The sequence below is a fragment of the Teichococcus wenyumeiae genome, from assembly GCF_003696345.1.
GTDB classification, from domain to species: Bacteria; Pseudomonadota; Alphaproteobacteria; order Acetobacterales; family Acetobacteraceae; genus Pseudoroseomonas; species Pseudoroseomonas wenyumeiae.
Map to the genome: position 1 here is coordinate 18,865 of NZ_RFLX01000010.1, position 19,069 is coordinate 37,933.

The following is a 19,069-nucleotide window of genomic DNA, read 5'->3' on the forward strand; positions in this document are numbered from 1 at the left end:
GTCGGCCGGGTCAGGCGGCCAGTGTCTGGCGGCTGCGCAGCCGCTTGTAGGCCATGTGGCAGAGCAGCATCACGGCGGCGGCGGCGGCGGCCACCGCAACGGCCAGAAAGACATCATTGTAGGCCAGCACGTAGGATTCACGGCTGGCCACCTGCCCGAGCATGACCGTGCCTTCAGCGGCACGGAGTGCCGGGTCGCCCAGGGTGCCGGCATGGGCGCCGCTGTATTGCTGCACGCGTTGCGCCACCATCGGGTTCTGCAGCGTCATGGCCTCCACCACATGGCTGGAATGGAATTTCTCCCGGTAGATCAGCAATGTGCCGAGGCCGGCTGAGCCCAGCAGACCCCCAAAGGTCTGCGAGGCCAGGAAGATCGCGAGATAGCTGGAGATGAAGTTCAGCCCAGTCCGCACCAGATGCGCGAAGCTCCAGGACATCGCGGCCGGCAGGAAGATGGCACCGCCGAAGGCTACCATGGCCTGCGACAGATACAGGTCATGCGGCCGTGTCAGGCTGGTGGACTGGCTGTCCATCCAGGCACCCACCGCGATCAGCGCCAGCGCGACCAGGTGAATGCCCTCGGCCCTCTGCGGCTCATTCATGAGGGCAACCAGAAGATAGCCCGCGACCGTCGCCGCCGTGATCACCCAGAACAGCCCGGAAAGCTGGTCGTTCATGAAGCCGAGGTTCTGGAAGAAGCTGACCACGCCGGTGGTCTGCTCCGCCAGGATGAAGCGCAGGATCAGCATGGAGCCGCCGAAGCCGATCATGGCGCCGGAGGACAGGAAACGCATGTGCAGCAGCGGCTGCGCACGGTTCAGCTCGACCACCAGCAGCAGGGTCAGGGCCGCGATGCCACCGGCCAGCGTCAGCCCCAGCCACGGTGCCTCTGTCCACCAGTAGTAGCGGCCCAGGGTCAGCGCCACCGAGAGCAGCCCGCAGCCCAGCATCAGCAGCGGCAGGCTGATGATATCCATGCGGTCAAAGACCTTGGCGTGGGGCGGCGGCGTGATGGGCACCAGGTGCACCACCGCGAAGCTCAACAGCGCCAGCCCCATCTCAAGCACATTGAGGCCGTGCCAGAGCCCCAGTTGCAGCAGCTCCGGTGAGATGGCGCGCGCCAGCGGCGTGGCCACCTGGCTGCCCATCAGGCCGAAGCAGACACCAACCGTGAGACGCTTGGCCGGCGGCAGCGGCTCCAGGATATAGAGGAAGGCCAGGGTGCCCAGCGGGGCTGTGGCGAAGCCGGCGACCGCCCGCAGCACCACCGCCTGATTGAGGTCGTTGGTGAAGATATGCGCCAGCGACACCAGCACGAAGAAGCCGAGCCCGAGCTTGGCGAAGATGCGGATGCCATACTGCGTGCGGAACTTCCACAGCAGCAGCGTGGCCGTGGCGCTGGTGGCGCTATAGGCCGCCATCAGCCACAGCGCCTCATTGGTGGTGGCGGCGAACTGGGCCTGCGCCGCCTGGGTATTGACCGCCACCAGATTATTGCTGAGCCCCGAGGTCAGCCCGAAGAGCATTGAGGCCAGGAAATACCCGAAGGTGCGCAGGAAGCCAGCGGGTGGCGGTGCCGGCGGTGCGGTGCCGCTCATCGTCCGCCCTCGCCCGCCACGGCGTCCAGATTGGCGCTGATGGAGCGCAGGACCCGCAGCGCGGTGGCCAGGTCCGCCTCGTCCACCCCCTGCAGCACGCGGTCGCGCAACCGGCCGGAGATGCCGGTGACCTCGGCCGCCACCGGAGAGGCCTGGCTGGTCAGCGCAACGCGGTTGGCCCGGCGGTCCCCGGCCTCAGGCACACGGGCGACAAGCCCCTGGCGCTCCAGTCCGTCCAGCAGGCGCACCAGGGTCGGGTTCTCGATCGAGAGCTGCAAAGCCAGCTCCCGCTGCAGCAGCCCATCCTCCTCCTGTGCCAGCAGCGCCAGCACCCGCGCGCGGGCCAGGGTCTGGCCGGAGGCACGCAGCTCCGCATCGAAGCAGCTGCGCCAGCGGAAGAAGACGCGCCGCAACTCGGCCCCGAAGGCTTCACGCACACCCAATGCCGGTTCCTATAGCAAGCTAAATGTTAGCATGCTAACTAAAAGCCCGAAGTGCTGATCGCAAGCGAAACAGCCCTGCCCTGCGGGTGTGGCTGCCCTGCACCGCCCGCGCCACAGGGCCAGTTGCGGGATGACAGGGCCGGCGCGGGTGCCTATCTACCCGCGATTCCTGAGTAAAGCCGGAGGCCGCCTTGCACCCGTTCCAGCAATATTGCCGCGACGAGCTGGACCGCATGAAGACGGAAGGCCGCTACCGCAGCTTCGCCGCCCTCACCAAGTCCCGCCGTGGCTTTCCCCGTTATACCGATGCGGGCGGCCGGGAGATCACGGTCTGGTCCTCCAACGACTATCTGGGTCTCGGCGGCTCCGATGTGCTGGCTGAAGCCGCGAGGCAGGCCATCGAGGCGCATGGCGTGGGTTCCGGCGGCACGCGCAACATTTCCGGCAACACCCCGGCGCATGAGGCGCTGGAGCGGGAACTGGCGCTGCTGCACGGCAAGGAAGCGGCGCTGGTCTTCACCTCCGGCTATGTCGCCAACCAGGCGGCGCTGGGTACCATCCTGGCCAGCATGGGCGGCAACTGGCAGGTCTTCTCGGACGAGAAGAACCACAATTCCATGATCGCCGGCATGAAGAATGCCCGGGCCAAGAGCATCTTCCGCCACAACGACGTGGCGCATCTGGAAGAGCTGCTGGCTGCCGCCGACCCGGCGGTCAACAAGCTGGTGGCCTTCGAATCCGTCTATTCCATGGACGGCGATATCGGCCCCCTGGCGGAACTGGCGGCGGTCTGCCGCAGGCATGGCGCGCTGAGCTATCTGGACGAGGTGCATGCCGTCGGCATGTATGGCGCGACCGGCGCCGGCGTGGCCGAGCGGGACGGCGTTTCCGATCAGATCGACATCATCCAGGGCACCCTGGCCAAGGCCTTCGGCTGCCATGGCGGGTATGTCGCCGCCAGGGCCGAGGTGATCGACTATCTCCGCTCCGCCGCCGCCGGCTTCATCTTCACCACCTCGCTGCCGCCGGCACTGGCAGCGGCGGCGCTGGCCAGCGTGAGGCATGTGAAGGGCGCCACGGCGCTGCGGGCCCGCCATGCCGAACGCGCCGCGCGGCTGAAGGCCGCCTTCCGGGAGGTGGGCGTGGAGCCCATGCCCTCCGTCAGTCATATCGTGCCGGTACCCGTGGGGGACGCCGCCCTTTGCCGGGAGGTCAGCCGCCTGCTGCTGGAGGAGCATGGCCTCTACGTCACGCCCATCAACTATCCCACGGTGCCGCGCGGCACGGAGCGGCTGCGCTTCACCCCCACCCCGCGCCATGAGGATGCCGACATCGAGCGCGTGGCACAGGCTGTCGCACATGTGCTGCGCCAGGTGGGCCTGCTGCGGGCGGATGCTGCCTGACACTTTCCTCTCGGCTTCGTGACAACTGCGCCATGAATGAAGCCGGCGCTTGTCGCGGCGCTCCCGCGTCAGGCACGAAGGCGAGGCCGGGCAGAATGTTTCCAGATGGAAACGGGCCTCGCGCAGGAGCGTCATCAAGATGGAAGCCTTGGGAAAATTGCTCAGCCCGCTGGGGCTGGCAATCGGCCGCCACCCCTACACCTGTGCCCTGATCTGTGTTGCCGTGGCGGTGCTTTCGGCCGTGGCGCACTGGGGGCACATGGTCGCCGCCTTCACCTGCGCGGCCAGCATGATCATGATGTGGAAAAATGAGATGGACCACCCCGTCCCGGCATTGGAAGAGCCGGCCGCCGCCTGAGGCGGCATGCATGGCGCTTCACGGCGCCATGCAGGGGCCTGAACAGGGCCCTGGCGTTGGGCTACCGCGCGGAAAGCCGTGGCTGCCGAAGTTCCTGAATCGGCTGCGCCTGCTGTGGTCCTACTCAGGCGGGCCCACCAGACCCACGACAGCCTGCACGATCTCCGCAACCCGGAAGGGCTTGTCGAAAACGGCGGCGAAAAGGTCACCGTTCTGGCGGGCGATCTCGGCCTGGGCGCCACTCATCAGGATGATGGGAAGGGAGGCGCCATCCCCCCGCTCGCGGATCGCCCGCGCGAATTCCAGCCCGTTCATCACCGGCATCATGAAATCCGTGATCACCAGGGCCGGCCGGTCGCGCTGGAAGACATCCAGCCCCTTCCGCCCATTGCTGGCGCGGACAACCATGTACCCCTCGTCCTCCAGCGCGAAGGCGAGCACGTCGGCAATCAGGAACTCATCATCGACCACAAGGATCGTCGTCATCTGCCGGCCTGCCTCCAAACGCTGCCGCGATCAATTCCCCGATCCGGCGGCGGAGCCGCCCGTGCTGACCGCGTTCGGCAGGTTTTCGTAGGCCTTCGCCAGGCGAATACCGTTCTGCGTGATCAGGAGCTCCCGAAGGGAGGCATCGAAGCCGCTGTCCCTGATCTTGAGGATGGTGAAGACACGCCGCACCTCGGCACGCACCTCCACGAACCGCGTCATCAGCATGTTGTCGAAGAGGCTGGACAGCTCCATCGCCGGCGTATGAGCATTGCTGTCGAAGACATCACGGATCTCCCACGTCGCCATCACGGTCGTGCCCATGGCGCGCAGTTCGTTGATCAGCGCCGTGAAGAACTCAATTCGCCGTGCCGGCTCGGCGGAAGCGCGCGCGATGGCGCCCAGGCTGTCGATCAGCACACGGCGATATCCGCCCTGGCGGACGGCATCCAGCAGGCGGTAGGCGAGCACGTCCATGAACTGCTCGGTGGTCGGCTGCCAGATCACCCGCACCGCACCGTCCCGTATCTGGCCCCGCAGGTTCAGGCCAATGTTATCGGCCTTGGACTTCAGGCGCCCCTCCGTCTCGTAGAAGCCGAAGATCAGGCCGGGCTCTTCCGGCGTGCAGCAGGACAGGAAGCTCAGCCCCAGGCTGGTCTTGCCCGTGCCGGAAGCGCCGATCATCAGCGTGGCGGAAACGCGCTGCATCCCGCCGCCGATCATGGCGTCCAGGTCCGGCACGCCGGTCGGGATCTTCTCCTCGACCGGGTCATTGGAGCCGGGCCGGCTGCCTAGCACCGCTTCCAGCCGCGGGTAGACGACGATGCCCTGGGAAGTGATCTGGAATTCATGCAGGCCAGAAACGGCGCCGCTGCCGCGGGTCTTGCGCAGGTGCAGCCGCCGGATCGAACGATTGCCGATCAGTTCCTCGCCCAGTTCGATCACGCCATCGACCATGGTGTGCTCCGGGCTGGAATCGTCCAGCCGGGCACTGGTCAGGAACAGCGCGGTACAGCCGGCGAAGGCGGCATGACCCTGCAGCTCGGCAATGAATTTCTTGGTGTCGATGGCATGTTCGGCGCGGGAGCGGGCGTTCAGCACGCCGTCCACCACCAGAACCGTCGCCTTCTGGCGCGTGATCTCACGCCGCAGCAACTTCACCACCTCTTCCAGCCCCTCGCCTTCCAGCGTGTCGAAGGCACTGACGAACTGAATTTCGTCGCCGATCCGCTCGCGGTCGAAAAAACTGAGGGTGGAGAGGAACTGGAACAGCCTCTCATGCGATTCGGACAGCAGCGTCGCGAAGAGCACGCGGCCGCCCTTCCGGGCATGGTGGAAGGCGATCTGGTTGGCGAAGATGGTCTTGCCCGAGCCGGGGCGGCCCTGGACAATATAGGATGAGCCGGCCACCAAGCCGCCTTGCAGCAGCATGTCGAGACCCTGGATCCCACTTTCCAGCCTTGCGAGATGTTCCAAGATCCGTCGAGCCCCAGCAAAACGATAGACAGGCGGCGACTGCCGCCCAGAATGAATCCGCCCATTCCTGCACCGAATGGGCCGGCGGGTCAAAGGGGCGGCGTGTCAGTCACGGCTGGAACGTGCCGCCCGCTCCAGGCATTGCAGCATCTGGCGCGTGTCATAGGGCTTGTGCAGCATCACGGCGCGCCCTGCCAGCGCCTCGGGCAGGTCCGGGGCCTGATGGTAGCCTGTGGCGAAGACAAGCCCGATGCCGGGCACGATGGCATCGGCGCGCACGGCCAGTTCACCGCCCGTCATGCCCGGCAGTCCGATATCGGTGATCAGCACGTCACAAGGTTCCTGCTCCAGCAGGGCCAGCGCCTGCTGGGCATCGGCCGCCGCCTCCACGCGGTGCCCGGCCTTGGCCAGCAGGTCGCGCGCGCTTTCGCGGATCAGCATATCATCCTCCACCAGCAGCACCGAGAACACCGGCGGCGCGGCAGGCGCAGGGGCAATGGGGGCAGCAGCGGCGTTCCGTTGCGCCTGATTGGCCAGCACGTCGCGCAGCTTCCGCGCCAGGGCTTTCTGCGAATAGGGCTTGGTCAGCAGCTCCACCCCGGCATCCAGGCGGCCGCCATGCACGATGGCATTCTCCGCGTAGCCGGAGGTGAAGAGCACCGCCATGCGCGGCTGCATGCTCCGCGCGCGCTCCACCAGCTCGGTGCTGCGCATCGGGCCGGGCATGACCACGTCCGTGAAGAGCAGGTCCACCGTCATGCCGCTGTCGATGATCGCCATGGCGCTCTGCGCGTCGCGGGCGCGCAGCACGGTATAGCCGAGGCTGGTCAGGGTATCGACCACCACCTCCCGCACCGCCGCGTCATCCTCCACCACCAGCACGGTTTCCTTGCCGCCCAGCATGGGGCTGGTGCCGCCCTTCTCCTCCTGATCCACCTGGCTTTCGCAGCGCGGCAGGTAGAGGCGGATGGTGGTGCCGCGGCCCAGCTCGCTGTCGATCCGCACATCGCCGCCGGATTGCCGCACGAAGCCATAGACCATGGAAAGGCCGAGCCCCGTCCCCTTTCCTTCCGGCTTGGTGGTGAAGAAGGGCTCGAAGACCTTCTCCATCACCTCGGGCGACATGCCGGAGCCTGTATCGGTGACGGAGAGCATGACGTATTCGCCAGGCACGGCTTCCGGGTGCAGCCGTGCATAGGCGGCATCCAGCGTCACGTTGCTGGCCTCGATGGTCAGGCGGCCATGGCCTTCCATCGCATCGCGGGCATTGATGGCCAGGTTCAGCAGCGCGTTTTCCACCTGCCCCGGGTCCACCAGCGTGTTCCAGAGGCCCGGGCCGATCATGGTGTCGATCTCGATCTGCTCGCCCAGGCTGCGGTTGAGCATGTCGTCCAGCCCGTGCAGGAAGCGAGCGATATTCACCACGCGCGGCTGCAAGGGCTGGCGCCGCGCGAAGGCCAGTAGCTGCGAGGCCAGCCGGGCACCACGGTCCACGGCGTCCAGGGCATGCTCCACCCGCCGCGCCGGCTCCGGCTGGCCGGCCACATCACGCGCCAGCAGCTCCAGGTTGCCGTGGATGACCTGCAGCAGGTTGTTGAAGTCATGCGCGACGCCGCCGGTGAGGTTGCCCAGCGCTTCCATCTTCTGCGCCTGGCGCAGCTGGCTCTCGGCGCGCTGGCGCTCCCGCTGCTCCGCCTCCAGCTCCCGCGTGCGCTCCTGCACCCGCGCTTCCAGGTCGATGGCGCTTTGCCGCAGCATGTCGCGGGCGCGCACCGTATGCTCGATATCGGTGCAGGTGCCGAGCCAGCGGATCACCTCCCCGGTCATCTCGTCCCGCACCGGCAGGGCGCGGCGCAGGAACCAGCGCCAGCTGCCATCGGCGCGCCGCAGCCGGTACTCTGCCTGATACTCCTGGCCGGTTTCCACCGCGTGGCGCCAGTTCAGGTCCGCCACCTCACGGTCCTCGGGGTGCACCACGCCAAGCCAGGCGGCGACATCCGTCGTTTCCGCCTGGAGGCCGGTGAACTCACGCCAGCGCTCGTTGAAATAGTCGTAGCGGCCGCTGGCGTCGGCGGTCCAGATCAGCTGCGGCAGGGCGGCGGTCAAAGCCTGGAGCTGTGCCTCGCTGTTGCGCAGGGCACGGCCGGCCGATTGCCGCTGGCGCTCCAGTTGCAGCCGCTCGGTGGTGTCGATCAGCACCTGCATGATGCCGACCACCTCGTTCCGCCGGTTGCGCACCGGGCTGTAATGCAGGTCCAGCCAGATCTGCTCGCACATGCCGCCACGCTGCAGCATGAAAGGCTGCTCGACGTAGGAGAGCTGGCCGCCATCCAGGCAGCGCCGCAGCACCTCCTGGACGAAAACTGCGGCCTCCGGCCAGGCCTCGGCGGCGGGGCGGCCGAGAATGTCCGGATGCCGATCGGCGGCGAAGCGGGCATAGGCCTCGTTGTAGATCAGGATACCCTGCTCACCCCAAAGCAGCGCCAGCGGCAGCGGCGCCTGGATGACGAAGCTGATGGTGGATTTCAGCGTGCCGGACCATTTTGCGATCGGCCCCAGCGATGTCGCGGCCCAGTCGAAATCCTGAATGAGTCTGGCCATGCCGCCTTCCCCATGGATGAAGGTGGCTTTGGCTTCCGAACTGCTGACCGCTGCGGCGAAAGGCATTCTCAGGTCTCGACATGCAAGTCCATGCAACAGCGGCACACAACCACAGGCATGGCAATAATATTGAAGGCAGCGCTACCGCTCGGCTTCAATCCTGTTTAGTGCTGTGAAAATCAATATCTCGCTAGGACAATTTCTTACGTTTAACGTAAATATGCGAAAATATCGGCCGTTGGCGTGGAGCAGGCTGTTCTACTGCCAATGTTCTCTATGCCTCATCTGCACAGGCACCGCTGTGACAGCTTCCTGTCCCTCACGCAGCCCTCAGCGCGAAACCTCTTGGGCCATCCCGTTGTTCTTTCAGCAAGAGCGCGCCGCCTGGCGCCTGACCTGGAGGACTCTTCGTGATGCGGCAATTCTTGCTGTCGTTGGCAACCGCAGGCACCTTGCTGGCACTGGCCGGACCCATGCTGGCCCAGGGCGAGCCTAACCGCTTCATCACCCAGCCGCCGACGGCCACTGTGCCCAATCCGTCCAGTGGCACCCCCAATACGAGTTCTGGCGTGACACGGCCCGGCGGCAATGCCGGCAACAGCGCCTCCCGCCCCGAGCCCCAGCAGGGGCTGAAGACCGGCCCCAACGGCACCACCACCGAAGCGCCCTCGCTCGAGAATCGTGAAGTGAATCCGGCTGCCCGTCCGGACAAGGCGGCTGGCGGCGGCTAAAGCCACGCGCTGCATCTTTCAAAGATCCAGCGCACGCAATGCGAGATTCAGATGTGCATCCCGCATCACCCGCAGATCTGGGGCCTCGCGCGGCCCCAGCATCATGCGCCAGATCGAACCCATCAGAATCGGCGCCAACAGGACATGCGTAAGCCCGGGCTGACGCACCAGGTCCTCGCGGAATTCGCCGCTCTCCACCCCTGCCTGCAACACGGTGGCTGCCAGCCGTAGCGCCGGTTGCAGCACGCGGTCGCGATAGAAGCGGGCGAGTTCCGGGAAGCGGTCCGCCTCGATCAGCAGCAGCTTCATCAAGACCTCCTCGCGTGGCGGCGCTGCTTCCAGGCGGGCGTAACCCAACTCGATCAACGCCTGCAGCAATGCCCGCGCGGAGCCCTTGAAGCTGCCGGCCACCTCCCGCGCCTCCGTCAGCGTCGGCTCGACGCAGGCCGCCACCACCGCCTGGAACAGGTCGGTCTTGCCGCCCGGGAAGTAGTGGTACAGCAGCCCCTTCGTCACGCCGGCACGGCTGGCCACGGCGGCCATGCGGGCGCCGGCAAAGCCGCGGTCGGCAAATTCCTCCATGGCTGCGTCGAGGATCTGCGCGTGCCGCTCAGCCGTGGGCAGGCGAGCCGCACGGGGGGTGGGGTCTTCGGGTTCGGTGTCGCTCATGGTCCGTGGTTGTTCTATGCGGCCTTATTGACCGTTTAGTCAATAGCATCATATAGGAACGGCCGCCGGTCCTTTCGCCGGCCCGGCAGGAAGGCCCACAGCGTTCATGCTTGACCACCCCGCTCCGCAATTCACTGCCTCCTCCAGGGCCCCGGCCCCATCGCGCCGCCGCGCCTGGGTCTGGCCACTGGTGGTGCTCGCACTGCTAGCGGCGGGTGGCGTGGCGGCATGGCAACTGCTGCCCAACCGACCCACCACAGCGCCACCAACCGCTGCCAGTGCGGAGCCGCCTCCGGCCCTGGCTGTGGCGGTGGTGACGGCCCAATCCCGCCCCCTGGCCCGCGCCGTCCTGGGCGATGGCTCGGTGGTGGCCTGGCAGGAGCTGGTGCTCGGCGCCGAGGCTGGTGGGCTACGCGTCGCCGAGGTGGCGGTGGAGGAAGGCGACCATGTGCGCCAGGGCCAGGTCCTGGTGCGGCTGGAGGATTCCGTGCCTGCCGCGCAGCTGGCCCAGGCCGAGGCCGGGCTGGCGGAGGCCGAGGCTGCCCTCAGCATCGCGCGCGCCGACCTGAACCGTGCCGTGGAACTCTCCCGCAGCCAGAACACGCCGCGCCAGGTGCTGGAGCAGCGGCAATCCGCCGCACGGCAGGCCGAGGCCCGCATCGCTTCCGCCCGCGCCGCGCGGGATGAGGCACGTGCCCGGCTGAGCCAGACGCGCATCGAGGCCCCCTATGATGGCGTGGTGCTGCGCCGGAACGTGCTGCCCGGCGCGGTGACGGGCGTGGGCCAGGAGATGGTGCGCCTGCTGCGCGATGGTCGGCTGGAACTGGATGCCCGGGTGCCGGAGCTGGACCTCGGCGCCGTCGCGCCCGGCCAGCCGGTCAAGGTCTGGCATGGTACGCGGGAAATTGCCGCCACGGTGCGTGCCGTGGCCCCGAATGTGACGCCGGATAACCGGCTGGGCACGGTGCATGTCGCCCTGCCCGCCGATTCGGGCCTGCGCCCGGGCATGTTCGCCCGCGCCGAAATTCATGCCGAGGCCTCGCCCGGCATTGTCGTGCCGCAGGAAGCGGTGGTCTTCCGGGACGGCGCCGCCGGCGCTTTCGTGCTGGAAGGCCAGCAGGTGCGCCTGCGCCGCCTGACCACCGGCACGCGCCGGGACGGCATGGTGGAGGTGCTGGACGGCCTCGCCGCCGGGGAGCGTGTGGTGCGCACCGGCGCCGGCTTCCTGGCGGATGGCGATCATGTCCGCCTCGCCCCGGCGGCGGAGTGACGCGCCATGACTGAGCACCGCAATATCTCGGCCTGGGCCATCCGCAACCCGGTGGCCACGATCGTGCTGTTTCTGCTGCTGACGGTGGCCGGCCTCGCCAGCTATCCGATGCTGCGCATCAACAACATGCCGGACCTCGATCTGCCGGTGGTGGTCGTCACGGTGATGCAGCCCGGCGCCGCGCCTTCGGAACTGGAGACGCAGGTGACGCGGCGCGTCGAGGATGCGGTCGCCGGCCTGGGCGACGTGCGCCATATCACCTCCACCGTGGTGGATGGCACTTCCACCACCGTCCTGGAATTCGCCCTGGGCAAGAATGTCGAGCAGGCAACGAATGACGTGCGGGACCGCATCGCGCGCATCCGCACGGACCTGCCGGCCGATATCCGCGACCCCAGCATCACCCGTGTGGAAGCCACCGGCGGTGCCATCCTGACTTACACCGTCGCCGCGCCGGCCATGACGCCGACGGAGCTGAGCTGGTTTGTCGACGACACCATCTCCCGCAGCCTGCTCTCCGTGCGCGGCGTGGCCGAGATCAACCGCGTCGGCGGCGTAGAGCGCGAGATCCGCGTGGCCCTGCGGCCGGACCGGATGCTGGCGCTGGGCATCACCGCCGCCCAGGTGAACGACCAGTTGCGCGCGCTGAACATCGACCTGCCCGGCGGCCGCGGCACGCTGGGCGGCGCGGAACAGGCCATCCGCACCCTCGGCTCGGCGGAGAGCGTGGAGACGCTGCGGGCACGCAGCATCGTGCTGCCCAACGGCCGCACCGCGCGGCTTTCCGAACTGGCCGATGTCACTGATGCCACGGCGGAGGTCCGTACCGCCGCGCGCCTGGACGGCCGCCCCGTGGTGGCCTTCGAGGTGCTGCGCACCAAGGGCTCCTCCGAGGTTTCAGTGGCCGAGGGCGTGGCGGCGCGGGTGCAGCGGCTGGTGGCCGAGCATCCGGGCGTGGAGATCAGGCTCGTCGCCTCCACCGTCACCTTCGTGGTGGCTGGCTACCATGCGGCGCTGGAGGCGCTGATCGTCGGTGCCGTGCTGGCCATGCTGGTGGTCTGGATCTTCCTGCGGGACTGGCGCGCGACCTGGATCGCCTCCATCGCCATGCCTTTCTCGCTGATCCCCACCTTCTTCGTGATGTGGGTCTTCGGCTTCTCGCTGAACAACGTCACGCTGCTGGGCCTGACCCTGGTGGTGGGCGTGCTGGTGGATGACGCGATCGTCGAGATCGAGAACATCGTCCGCCACCTGCGCGCCAATCCTGCCGCTGGCACCATGCGCGCGGCGCTGGATGCCTCGGCGGAGATCGGTCTGGCCGTTGTGGCCACCACCGCCACCATCCTGGCGGTCTTCGTGCCCGTGGCCTTCATGCCCGGAATTCCCGGCCAGTTCTTCCGCGAATTCGGCCTGACGGTCGCGGCGGCGGTCGCCTTCTCCCTGGTGGTGGCGCGGCTGCTGACACCACTGCTGGGCGCGCATTTCCTGAAGGCCAGCGCGCGCCCGCATGATGAGGACGCCACCGGCTTCTTTGGCCGCCGCTACATGCCCTTGCTGCGCTGGTGCCTGCGCCACCGGCTGCTGACGGTGCTGGCGGGGGTGGGCTTCCTGGCGGCCTCGGTGGCATTGACGCCCTATATCCCGCGCGACTTCATGCCGGCCAGCGACCGCAGCCGCTCCGCCCTCTCCATCGAACTGGCGCCCGGCTCCACCCTGTCGGAGACCGAGCAGGTGGTGCAGGCCGCAACCCGCATCCTGAAGGCGCGGCCGGAGGTGCAGTCCGTCTTCGCCTCCCTCGGCACCAGCAACAGCGGTGCCATGGCCATCGGCAGCACCACCCATGCCGGCGACCCGCGCCAGGCGAACCTGATCGTCAACCTCGTGCCGCGCAGCGAGCGCGCGCTGAGCCAGCAGAAGTTCGAGGCCGCCGTGCGGCCGGAGCTGGAGAAGCTGCCCGGCGCCCGCCTGCGCTTCGGCGCCGACAACCAGAGCGGCTCCAAGCTGCAGATCACCCTGGTGGGCGACGACGGCGCCGCCCTTTCCGCTGCGGCGCGGGAGCTGGAGCGGCAGATGCGCGGCCTGCCGCAACTGGCCGGCGCCCGCTCCACCGCCAGCCTCTCGCGGCCGGAGATCCAGATCATGCCGTTGGAAGGACGGGCGGCGGATGCTGGCATCTCGGCCAATGCCATCGCGGCAACGGCGCGCATCGCCACCACCGGCGACATCGACCAGAACCTGGCGCGCTTCAACCTCCCAGACCGGCAAATCCCCATCCGCGTCATGCTGGACGAGGAAGCCCGCAACGACCTGGAGCAGCTACGCGCCCTGCGGGTGCAGGGACGCGGCGGCGCGTTGCCGCTGGGCAGCGTCGCCAGCATCCAGCACGGTGCCGGCCCGGCGCAGATCGACCGGCTGGACCGCGTGCGCAAAGCCACCGTCGAGGCCGAACTGAACGGCATGCCGCTGGGCGAGGCCACCAAGCTGGTGAACGCCCTGCCCATCCTGCGCGACCTGCCGGCCGGCATCCGCCAGCAGGAAGTCGGCGATGCCGAGACCATGAAGGAGTTGTTCTCCGGCTTCGCCATGGCGCTGGGGGCCGGCGTGCTGATGGTCTATCTGGTGCTGGTGCTGCTTTTCGGCGGCTTCCTGCAGCCGCTGACCATCATGTCCGCCCTGCCGCTGTCCCTGGGCGGCGCGCTGATGGCACTGGTGATCGCGCAGAAGTCGCTGGGCGTCTCGGCCGTCATCGGCGTGCTGATGCTGATGGGCATCGTGGCCAAGAACTCCATCCTGCTGGTGGAATACGCCATCCTGGCGCGAAGCCAGCTTGGGTTGGACCGTGACGCCGCCATTCTGGAAGCGGCCCGGAAGCGTGCCCGGCCCATCATCATGACCACGATCGCCATGTGCGCCGGCATGGCGCATATCGCGATGGGCATCGGGGCGGATTCCGAGTTCCGGTCGCCGATGGCCCTGGTGGTGATCGGCGGCCTGATCACCTCCACCCTGCTCAGCCTGGTCTTTGTCCCGGTCGCTTATTCCTACATGGATGGACTGGAAGGCTGGATTGCGCGCCGCCTGCGCCGCTCCGCCGCTCAAAATAAACCGGCGGTTGCACCATAGGTTATGGCCAAGCGTAAAATTATCGCGTCGTGATGCTCCTTTTTCTTAGTAAGTAAATTATAACAGAGGCGATCCTTGGCGGGGTCGCCTAGCAGTGGAGCTTTCGACGCATGCAATCGGTCCTGATGGGGCTCAGCCTCCTCATCCTTGGCGACAGCCATTTCGGGATGCAGAACTACCTGATCACCACCTTGCAGGATGAATTGATCCGCCGGGGTGCCAAGGTCGCCTCCTATTCCGCCTGCGGCTCGCCCCCCAGCATCTGGCTGACAGTGCGCGTGGCTTCCTGCGGCACGGCGCAGCGCGTCCAATCCGGTGCCATCACGCAGCAGACCGGGGCCAATGCCAAGACCACTCCGATCGACCAGCTGGTGTCGCAGAACAAGCCCAACATGATCGTGGTGGCCATGGCCGACACCATCGGCGGCTACACCAAGCCGCAGATGCCAAAGGAGGAGATCCAGGAGCAGGTGACGGCGCTGACGGATAAGATCCGCAGCATGAACATCCCCTGCCTCTGGGTTGGCCCAAGCTGGGGCACCGAGGGCGGTCCCTTCATGAAGACCTTCGCCCGGGTGGATGAGCTGAACAAGTACATGGCCACCGTGGTCAGCCCTTGCACCTATGTGGACAGCACCAAGCTGAGCAAGCCAGGCGCCTGGCCGACCTTCGACGGCCAGCACTACACGGTGGACGGCTACAAGGCCTATGGCGCGGCCCTGGCGGATCAGATCGCCAAGATGCCCGAGGTCCAGGCGTCGGCGAAGCGCTGACGCCCCGGCCGGTGCGGCCAGCCGAGCCGCACCGGCCTTTAACCCCCTGCGCACCGTCCGGCTGCCGCGCCCCGCGTGGCGGGGGCGTGCCTTCCCCGCCCCTTGCCTAAGGCCGCAGGCGTGACCGCATGATCTTCGCCTCGTTCGAGTTCATCTTCCTCTTCCTGCCGGTCTATTTCGCGCTCTACTTCCTGACACCGGCCCGGTGGCGGAACTGGCCGGTGCTGATCCTCTCCTGGTTCTTCTATGCCTGGTGGCGGGTGGACTTCCTGGCGCTGCTGATCGGCGTCACGGTCTTCACCTTCGTCGTGGCGCGGCTGATGCATGCCTCGGGCGTGGACAGCCCGCGCGGCAAACGGCTCTTCGTGCTCGGCATCCTCGGCAACCTCGGCGTGCTGGGCTACTTCAAGTATGCCAATTTCGGCGTGCAGACCTTCAACGACCTCGTCACCGGCCTCGGCTTCACGCCGGTGGCCTGGAACGAGATCCTGCTGCCCATCGGCCTGTCCTTCTATGTGCTGCAATCGGTCAGCTACCTGATCGACCTGCGCCGGGGCACCGTGCCGGTCAGCCGCAACTTCATCGCCTATGCCACCTACAAGGCGATCTTCAGCCAGCTCATTGCCGGCCCCATCGTCCGCTACGCCGAGATCGAGCAGGATCTGAAGCACCGCAAGCATTCGCTGGCGATCTTCGGCGCCGGCGCGCGGCGCTTCATGATCGGCTTCATCATGAAGGTGGCGCTGGCGGATACGCTGAGCCCGATGGTGGATGCCATCTTCGCCCTGCCCGCGCCGACGCTGGCGGAGTCCTGGGCCGGCGCCATCGCCTATACGCTGCAATTGTTCTTCGACTTCGCCGGCTATTCCGCCATGGCCATCGGGCTGGCGCTGATGTGCGGCTTCCACTTCCCGGAGAACTTCGCCCACCCCTACCTTTCCGGCAATATCCAGGAATTCTGGCAGCGCTGGCACATGACGCTGGGCCGCTTCCTGCGCGACTATCTCTACATCGCGCTGGGCGGCAACCGGAAAGGCAAGGTCCGCACCTACGTCAACCTCTTCCTGACCATGGTGATCGGCGGCCTCTGGCACGGTGCCAACTGGACCTTCATCCTCTGGGGCGTCTGGCACGGCGGGATGCTGGCGGCACACCGCTGGTGGAGCCGCGCCGGCTTCCGGATGCCGCTGATCATCGGCAACATCGTCCTGATGCTCTGCGTCATCATCGGCTGGGTCACGTTCCGCGCACCGGATATCCACGGCACCTTCGGCATGTATCGCGGCATGCTGGGCCTCAATGGCACCGGGCTGACCGATGCCGTCGCCTGGCAGATCACGCTGGACCAGTGGTGGACGATGGTGATCGCCGCTGTCGTGGTTTATCTGCCGGTGCTGGCCGCGCGCACGCCCCTCTTCCGCCCACCGGAGCAGAATGGCCCCGTCTGGCGCGCCGCCTGGGCCGCCGCGCCCTTCATCGGCTTCGTGCTGAGCCTGGTGCTGCTCTATAGCCGCGCCGCCGTCCCCTTCCTGTATTTCCAGTTCTGAGGTGGCCGCGATGATCCCACCCACCAGCCGTTTTCGTCGGGCTGCCTCCGTTGGCCAGGGCGTCGCCGTCATCGCGCTGCTCGGCTGGGGGTTCTGGCAGGGCATCACCGCCATGACCGCGCCGGAAGCGCAGGAACGCATCCGGCAGACCTTCTCCTTCCAGTCCTTGCTGAAGGGCGAAACCGCCGCGGCGGTGAACCATGCCATGGCGCATAACCTGCCAGTGGACCCGCTCTTCCGCGCCACGGGTGGCGTGCTGCGCTGGAAGATCTTCGGCTCCGCCGGCCCGCAGGTGCGCGCCGGCTGTGACGACTGGCTCTTCCTGACGGAGGAGCTGCGCCCCTGGCCGGATGCCGCCGCGCATCAGGCCACCCGCGTCGCCGCCCTCCGCCGCGCGGCGGCGAAGCTGGCGGAGCAGCAGATCCAACTGCTTGTCGCCGTGGTGCCGGACAAGGCGCGCGTGTATTCGGAGGAACTCTGCGGCGCCCCTTGGTCCACACAGTCCCAGGCGCGCTACGACGGCTTCGTGGCGGCGCTTCAGGAAGCGGGCCTGCGCCATGTCAGCCTGCTGCCGGCGCTGCGGGACGCCAAGGCGAATGGCCCCGTCTTCTACCGCACCGATACCCACTGGAGCCAGGCGGGTGCCGCCACGGCCGCCGAGGCCATCGCCCCCATGGTGCGCCAGATGGGCATCGAGCCCGCCGAGCGCTTCCGCACCACCGCCGAGGCCACCGAATCCAATGGCCCCGGCGACCTGCTGCGGCTGATGAGCCTGGACAAGGTGCCGGACTGGCTGCGCCCCACCCCGGACCGGCAGCACAAGGAAACCACCGAGGCGGAGCAGCCGGTGGAATCCGGCGGCGGTGGCCTGCTGGACGAGACGCCAGCGCCGCCGGTGACGCTGATCGGCTCATCCTATTCTGTGAACGCGAATTTCCACGGGCAGCTGCAACAGGCGCTGGGCGTCACCACCGGCAATTTCGCCCAGGCGGGCGGCGGCTTCTTCCGCGCCGCCAGCGACTATTTCGCCGGCGAGGCCTTCCGTGAGACGCCGCCGAAGCTGGTGGTCTGGGAAATTCCTGAGCGCGTCATCGGCCAGCCGATCGAGCCGGCGGAGCAGCGCTTCCTCGACCGCTGGTGAGCTACTTGCCCAGCAGCGTGCGGATCTGCGGCTCCAGGGCCGTGGAGAGGATGGCGTAGCCCACCATGGTCGGATGCAGCCGGTCATAGGCGATCTGGTCCGACAGGTTCCCGGCGCCATCCAGCAGCATTGGGCCAGGATCGGCGTAGAAGACGTGCTTGTTGTCGGCGCAGCGGGCGATCATGGCATTGATGGCCGTGATGGAAGCGCGGAACGGGTCCTGCGCCGTCTCGCCACGCGGCAGCACCCCGACCAGCAGGATGCGGCTCTGCGGCGAACGCTGGCGGATCAGCCGGATATTCTCCGCCACGCCGAGCGCCACATCCTCCGCTCGCGGATTATGCGCGTTGTTGGTGCCGATCAGCAGCACCACCAGTTCCGGCTTCAAGGCAGCGCCGAGCGGCAGGCGGTTCAGGCGCCAAAGCAAGCCCTGCGTGGTATCGGTGCCCACACCCAGGTTCAGCGCAGCGCGCATCCCGTAGAATTGCTGAAAAATCAGCGGGAACCAAGCCTGTGTTATAGAGTCACCCAAGAAGAGCAGCCGCACGCGCGAGAGGTCGGTGCTGGCCAGGACGCGGTCCAGTTCCTGCACTCGCGGCTGCCACCAGGGTCCTGGCACCTGGGCGGGCAGTGCCTCGGGCGGCGGGTTGGCGCGGGGCGGCAAGCTGGGGCAAGCCGCCTGCGCCAGCGCCGGGCCGGCGGCCAAGCCGGCCAGAAGTGCTAGGAATGCCGCGCGGCTCATCGGCGCGGGGCGATCCGGTCCCGGGCCAGCAAGGTGACCGGCTTGCCCTCCGGCGCCATCAGCCAGACGCTGTACTGCCCGCCGGCATCCAGCTTGCCCAGGTCCTGCACCGGCGCCGGCTTGCCGCCGCAGGCCGCCTGTACGCTGGCCGTGGTGGGGTTCACGCTGCGGGACTTGGTGGTATTCGGCGCCACGCCGGTGAAGACCGCCTGGTTGGAGCCCTGCAACGTCAGGCTGCCATCGGCGCAGCCGGGGATCAGATTGTAGAAGGCAAGACGTGCCCGCAACTGATTGAATTCCAAGCTATCCGACAGGTTCGTTGCCACCAGCTTCCCGTCCTGCCGTTGCAGGATGACGGTGTTGTAGCCCTGCTTGAAGCTGACACTGGCCTTGGCCGTCTCGCCGCCCTGGGTGATCTCCAGCGCCTGTTCCTTGCCTACCGCCTTCTCGGCAGGAACATAGGGGCCGACGCGGTCGGCATCGTCGCTGCTCTGGGTGAAGGCCGGAGAGAAGTCAGACTTCACCGAAACTTCGCCGGGCAGAGCATTGATAACACGGACAAACGCCGTATCGTCCGGTAGGCGCTGCTCGTAAAGCATCGGCGCCTGGGCCTGGGCCGGCAGAGAACCCAACCCGGCCAGCAGGATTGCCCCTAGCAGGATACGGCGGGCTTGGCGGGTCTGGGCAGGGTGGCTCATCAGGCTCTCCA

The 19,069-nt window shown here is 67.4% G+C and carries 16 protein-coding genes; 8 read left to right on the plus strand and 8 right to left on the minus strand.

The window, feature by feature from the left end:
* Positions 1 to 10 precede the first annotated feature (10 nt).
* Positions 11 to 1,597 carry an MFS transporter gene (locus EBE87_RS14315; RefSeq protein WP_120637814.1) on the minus strand — a complete coding sequence of 529 codons (1,587 nt, stop codon included), beginning with the start codon at positions 1,595 to 1,597 and terminating at the stop codon, positions 11 to 13.
* Positions 1,594 to 2,034 carry a MarR family winged helix-turn-helix transcriptional regulator gene (locus EBE87_RS14320; protein ID WP_233553150.1) on the minus strand — a complete coding sequence of 147 codons (441 nt, stop codon included), beginning with the start codon at positions 2,032 to 2,034 and terminating at the stop codon, positions 1,594 to 1,596. The genes EBE87_RS14315 and EBE87_RS14320 overlap by 4 nt, the downstream gene beginning before the upstream one ends.
* Before the next feature lie 197 nt (positions 2,035 to 2,231).
* Between EBE87_RS14320 and hemA the strand changes: the two genes are divergently transcribed.
* Both hemA and EBE87_RS14330 read left to right on the plus strand, forming a co-directional pair.
* On the plus strand, positions 2,232 to 3,443 hold the full coding sequence (gene hemA, locus EBE87_RS14325; RefSeq protein ID WP_120637812.1) for a 5-aminolevulinate synthase: 1,212 nt from the start codon (positions 2,232 to 2,234) through the stop codon (positions 3,441 to 3,443).
* 139 nt (positions 3,444 to 3,582) lie between these two features.
* Positions 3,583 to 3,801 (plus strand): hypothetical protein, encoded by a 219-nt coding sequence (locus EBE87_RS14330; RefSeq protein WP_120637811.1) that lies wholly within the window; start codon positions 3,583 to 3,585, stop codon positions 3,799 to 3,801.
* Between the two features lie 120 nt (positions 3,802 to 3,921).
* On the opposite strand, the gene EBE87_RS14335 is transcribed toward EBE87_RS14330, so the two are convergent.
* The 3 genes from EBE87_RS14335 to EBE87_RS14345 all read right to left on the minus strand — a co-directional run bounded on the left by EBE87_RS14335 (position 3,922) and on the right by EBE87_RS14345 (position 8,364).
* A complete protein-coding gene (locus EBE87_RS14335; RefSeq protein WP_120637810.1) occupies positions 3,922 to 4,287 on the minus strand; it encodes a response regulator in 366 nt (121 codons plus the stop codon).
* A 30-nt stretch (positions 4,288 to 4,317) separates the two neighbouring features.
* Entirely contained in the window at positions 4,318 to 5,763 is a 1,446-nt protein-coding gene (locus tag EBE87_RS14340) for an ATPase domain-containing protein (RefSeq protein WP_120637809.1), read from the minus strand.
* 105 nt (positions 5,764 to 5,868) lie between these two features.
* The gene (locus EBE87_RS14345; RefSeq protein ID WP_120637821.1) at positions 5,869 to 8,364 is read right to left on the minus strand and encodes a response regulator; all 2,496 of its coding nucleotides are present in this window, start codon (positions 8,362 to 8,364) and stop codon (positions 5,869 to 5,871) included.
* A 413-nt stretch (positions 8,365 to 8,777) separates the two neighbouring features.
* On the opposite strand from EBE87_RS14345, the gene EBE87_RS14350 reads away from it, so the two are divergent.
* On the plus strand, positions 8,778 to 9,095 hold the full coding sequence (locus EBE87_RS14350; protein WP_120637808.1) for a hypothetical protein: 318 nt from the start codon (positions 8,778 to 8,780) through the stop codon (positions 9,093 to 9,095).
* Between the two features lie 18 nt (positions 9,096 to 9,113).
* Here EBE87_RS14350 and EBE87_RS14355 read toward each other — a convergent pair whose 3' ends face one another.
* A complete protein-coding gene (locus tag EBE87_RS14355; RefSeq protein WP_120637807.1) occupies positions 9,114 to 9,764 on the minus strand; it encodes a TetR/AcrR family transcriptional regulator in 651 nt (216 codons plus the stop codon).
* Positions 9,765 to 9,870: 106 nt separating this feature from the next.
* On the opposite strand from EBE87_RS14355, the gene EBE87_RS14360 reads away from it, so the two are divergent.
* From EBE87_RS14360 to EBE87_RS14380, 5 genes are all read left to right on the plus strand, one after another.
* Positions 9,871 to 11,034, plus strand: coding sequence for an efflux RND transporter periplasmic adaptor subunit (locus tag EBE87_RS14360; protein WP_120637806.1), 1,164 nt, complete (start codon positions 9,871 to 9,873; stop codon positions 11,032 to 11,034).
* A gap of 6 nt (positions 11,035 to 11,040) precedes the next feature.
* Complete coding sequence (locus EBE87_RS14365; protein WP_120637805.1) at positions 11,041 to 14,157, plus strand: efflux RND transporter permease subunit; 3,117 nt, start codon at positions 11,041 to 11,043, stop codon at positions 14,155 to 14,157.
* Between the two features lie 110 nt (positions 14,158 to 14,267).
* Complete coding sequence (locus EBE87_RS14370; RefSeq protein WP_120637804.1) at positions 14,268 to 14,930, plus strand: SGNH/GDSL hydrolase family protein; 663 nt, start codon at positions 14,268 to 14,270, stop codon at positions 14,928 to 14,930.
* Positions 14,931 to 15,058: 128 nt separating this feature from the next.
* On the plus strand, positions 15,059 to 16,477 hold the full coding sequence (locus EBE87_RS14375) for an MBOAT family O-acyltransferase (RefSeq protein WP_120637803.1): 1,419 nt from the start codon (positions 15,059 to 15,061) through the stop codon (positions 16,475 to 16,477).
* Between the two features lie 10 nt (positions 16,478 to 16,487).
* Positions 16,488 to 17,618: an alginate O-acetyltransferase AlgX-related protein gene (locus EBE87_RS14380; protein WP_120637802.1), complete on the plus strand. Its 1,131-nt coding sequence runs from the start codon at positions 16,488 to 16,490 to the stop codon at positions 17,616 to 17,618.
* A 1-nt stretch (position 17,619) separates the two neighbouring features.
* On the opposite strand, the gene EBE87_RS14385 is transcribed toward EBE87_RS14380, so the two are convergent.
* On the minus strand, positions 17,620 to 18,360 hold the full coding sequence (locus EBE87_RS14385; protein WP_120637801.1) for a GDSL-type esterase/lipase family protein: 741 nt from the start codon (positions 18,358 to 18,360) through the stop codon (positions 17,620 to 17,622).
* On the minus strand, positions 18,357 to 19,058 hold the full coding sequence (locus EBE87_RS14390) for an alginate O-acetyltransferase AlgF (RefSeq protein WP_120637800.1): 702 nt from the start codon (positions 19,056 to 19,058) through the stop codon (positions 18,357 to 18,359). The genes EBE87_RS14385 and EBE87_RS14390 overlap by 4 nt, the downstream gene beginning before the upstream one ends.
* Between the last annotated feature and the right edge of the window lie 11 nt (positions 19,059 to 19,069).

Coding starts and splice junctions, on each gene's coding strand:
- EBE87_RS14380 (WP_120637802.1), top strand. CDS start 16,488: ATGATCCCACCCACCAGCCGTTTTCGTCGGGCTGCCTCCGTTGGCCAG.
- EBE87_RS14350 (WP_120637808.1), top strand. CDS start 8,778: ATGCGGCAATTCTTGCTGTCGTTGGCAACCGCAGGCACCTTGCTGGCA.
- EBE87_RS14330 (WP_120637811.1), top strand. CDS start 3,583: ATGGAAGCCTTGGGAAAATTGCTCAGCCCGCTGGGGCTGGCAATCGGC.
- EBE87_RS14390 (WP_120637800.1), bottom strand. CDS start 19,058: ATGAGCCACCCTGCCCAGACCCGCCAAGCCCGCCGTATCCTGCTAGGG.
- EBE87_RS14385 (WP_120637801.1), bottom strand. CDS start 18,360: ATGAGCCGCGCGGCATTCCTAGCACTTCTGGCCGGCTTGGCCGCCGGC.
- EBE87_RS14365 (WP_120637805.1), top strand. CDS start 11,041: ATGACTGAGCACCGCAATATCTCGGCCTGGGCCATCCGCAACCCGGTG.
- EBE87_RS14345 (WP_120637821.1), bottom strand. CDS start 8,364: ATGGCCAGACTCATTCAGGATTTCGACTGGGCCGCGACATCGCTGGGG.
- EBE87_RS14360 (WP_120637806.1), top strand. CDS start 9,871: ATGCTTGACCACCCCGCTCCGCAATTCACTGCCTCCTCCAGGGCCCCG.
- EBE87_RS14315 (WP_120637814.1), bottom strand. CDS start 1,597: ATGAGCGGCACCGCACCGCCGGCACCGCCACCCGCTGGCTTCCTGCGC.
- EBE87_RS14335 (WP_120637810.1), bottom strand. CDS start 4,287: ATGACGACGATCCTTGTGGTCGATGATGAGTTCCTGATTGCCGACGTG.
- EBE87_RS14370 (WP_120637804.1), top strand. CDS start 14,268: ATGCAATCGGTCCTGATGGGGCTCAGCCTCCTCATCCTTGGCGACAGC.
- EBE87_RS14355 (WP_120637807.1), bottom strand. CDS start 9,764: ATGAGCGACACCGAACCCGAAGACCCCACCCCCCGTGCGGCTCGCCTG.
- EBE87_RS14375 (WP_120637803.1), top strand. CDS start 15,059: ATGATCTTCGCCTCGTTCGAGTTCATCTTCCTCTTCCTGCCGGTCTAT.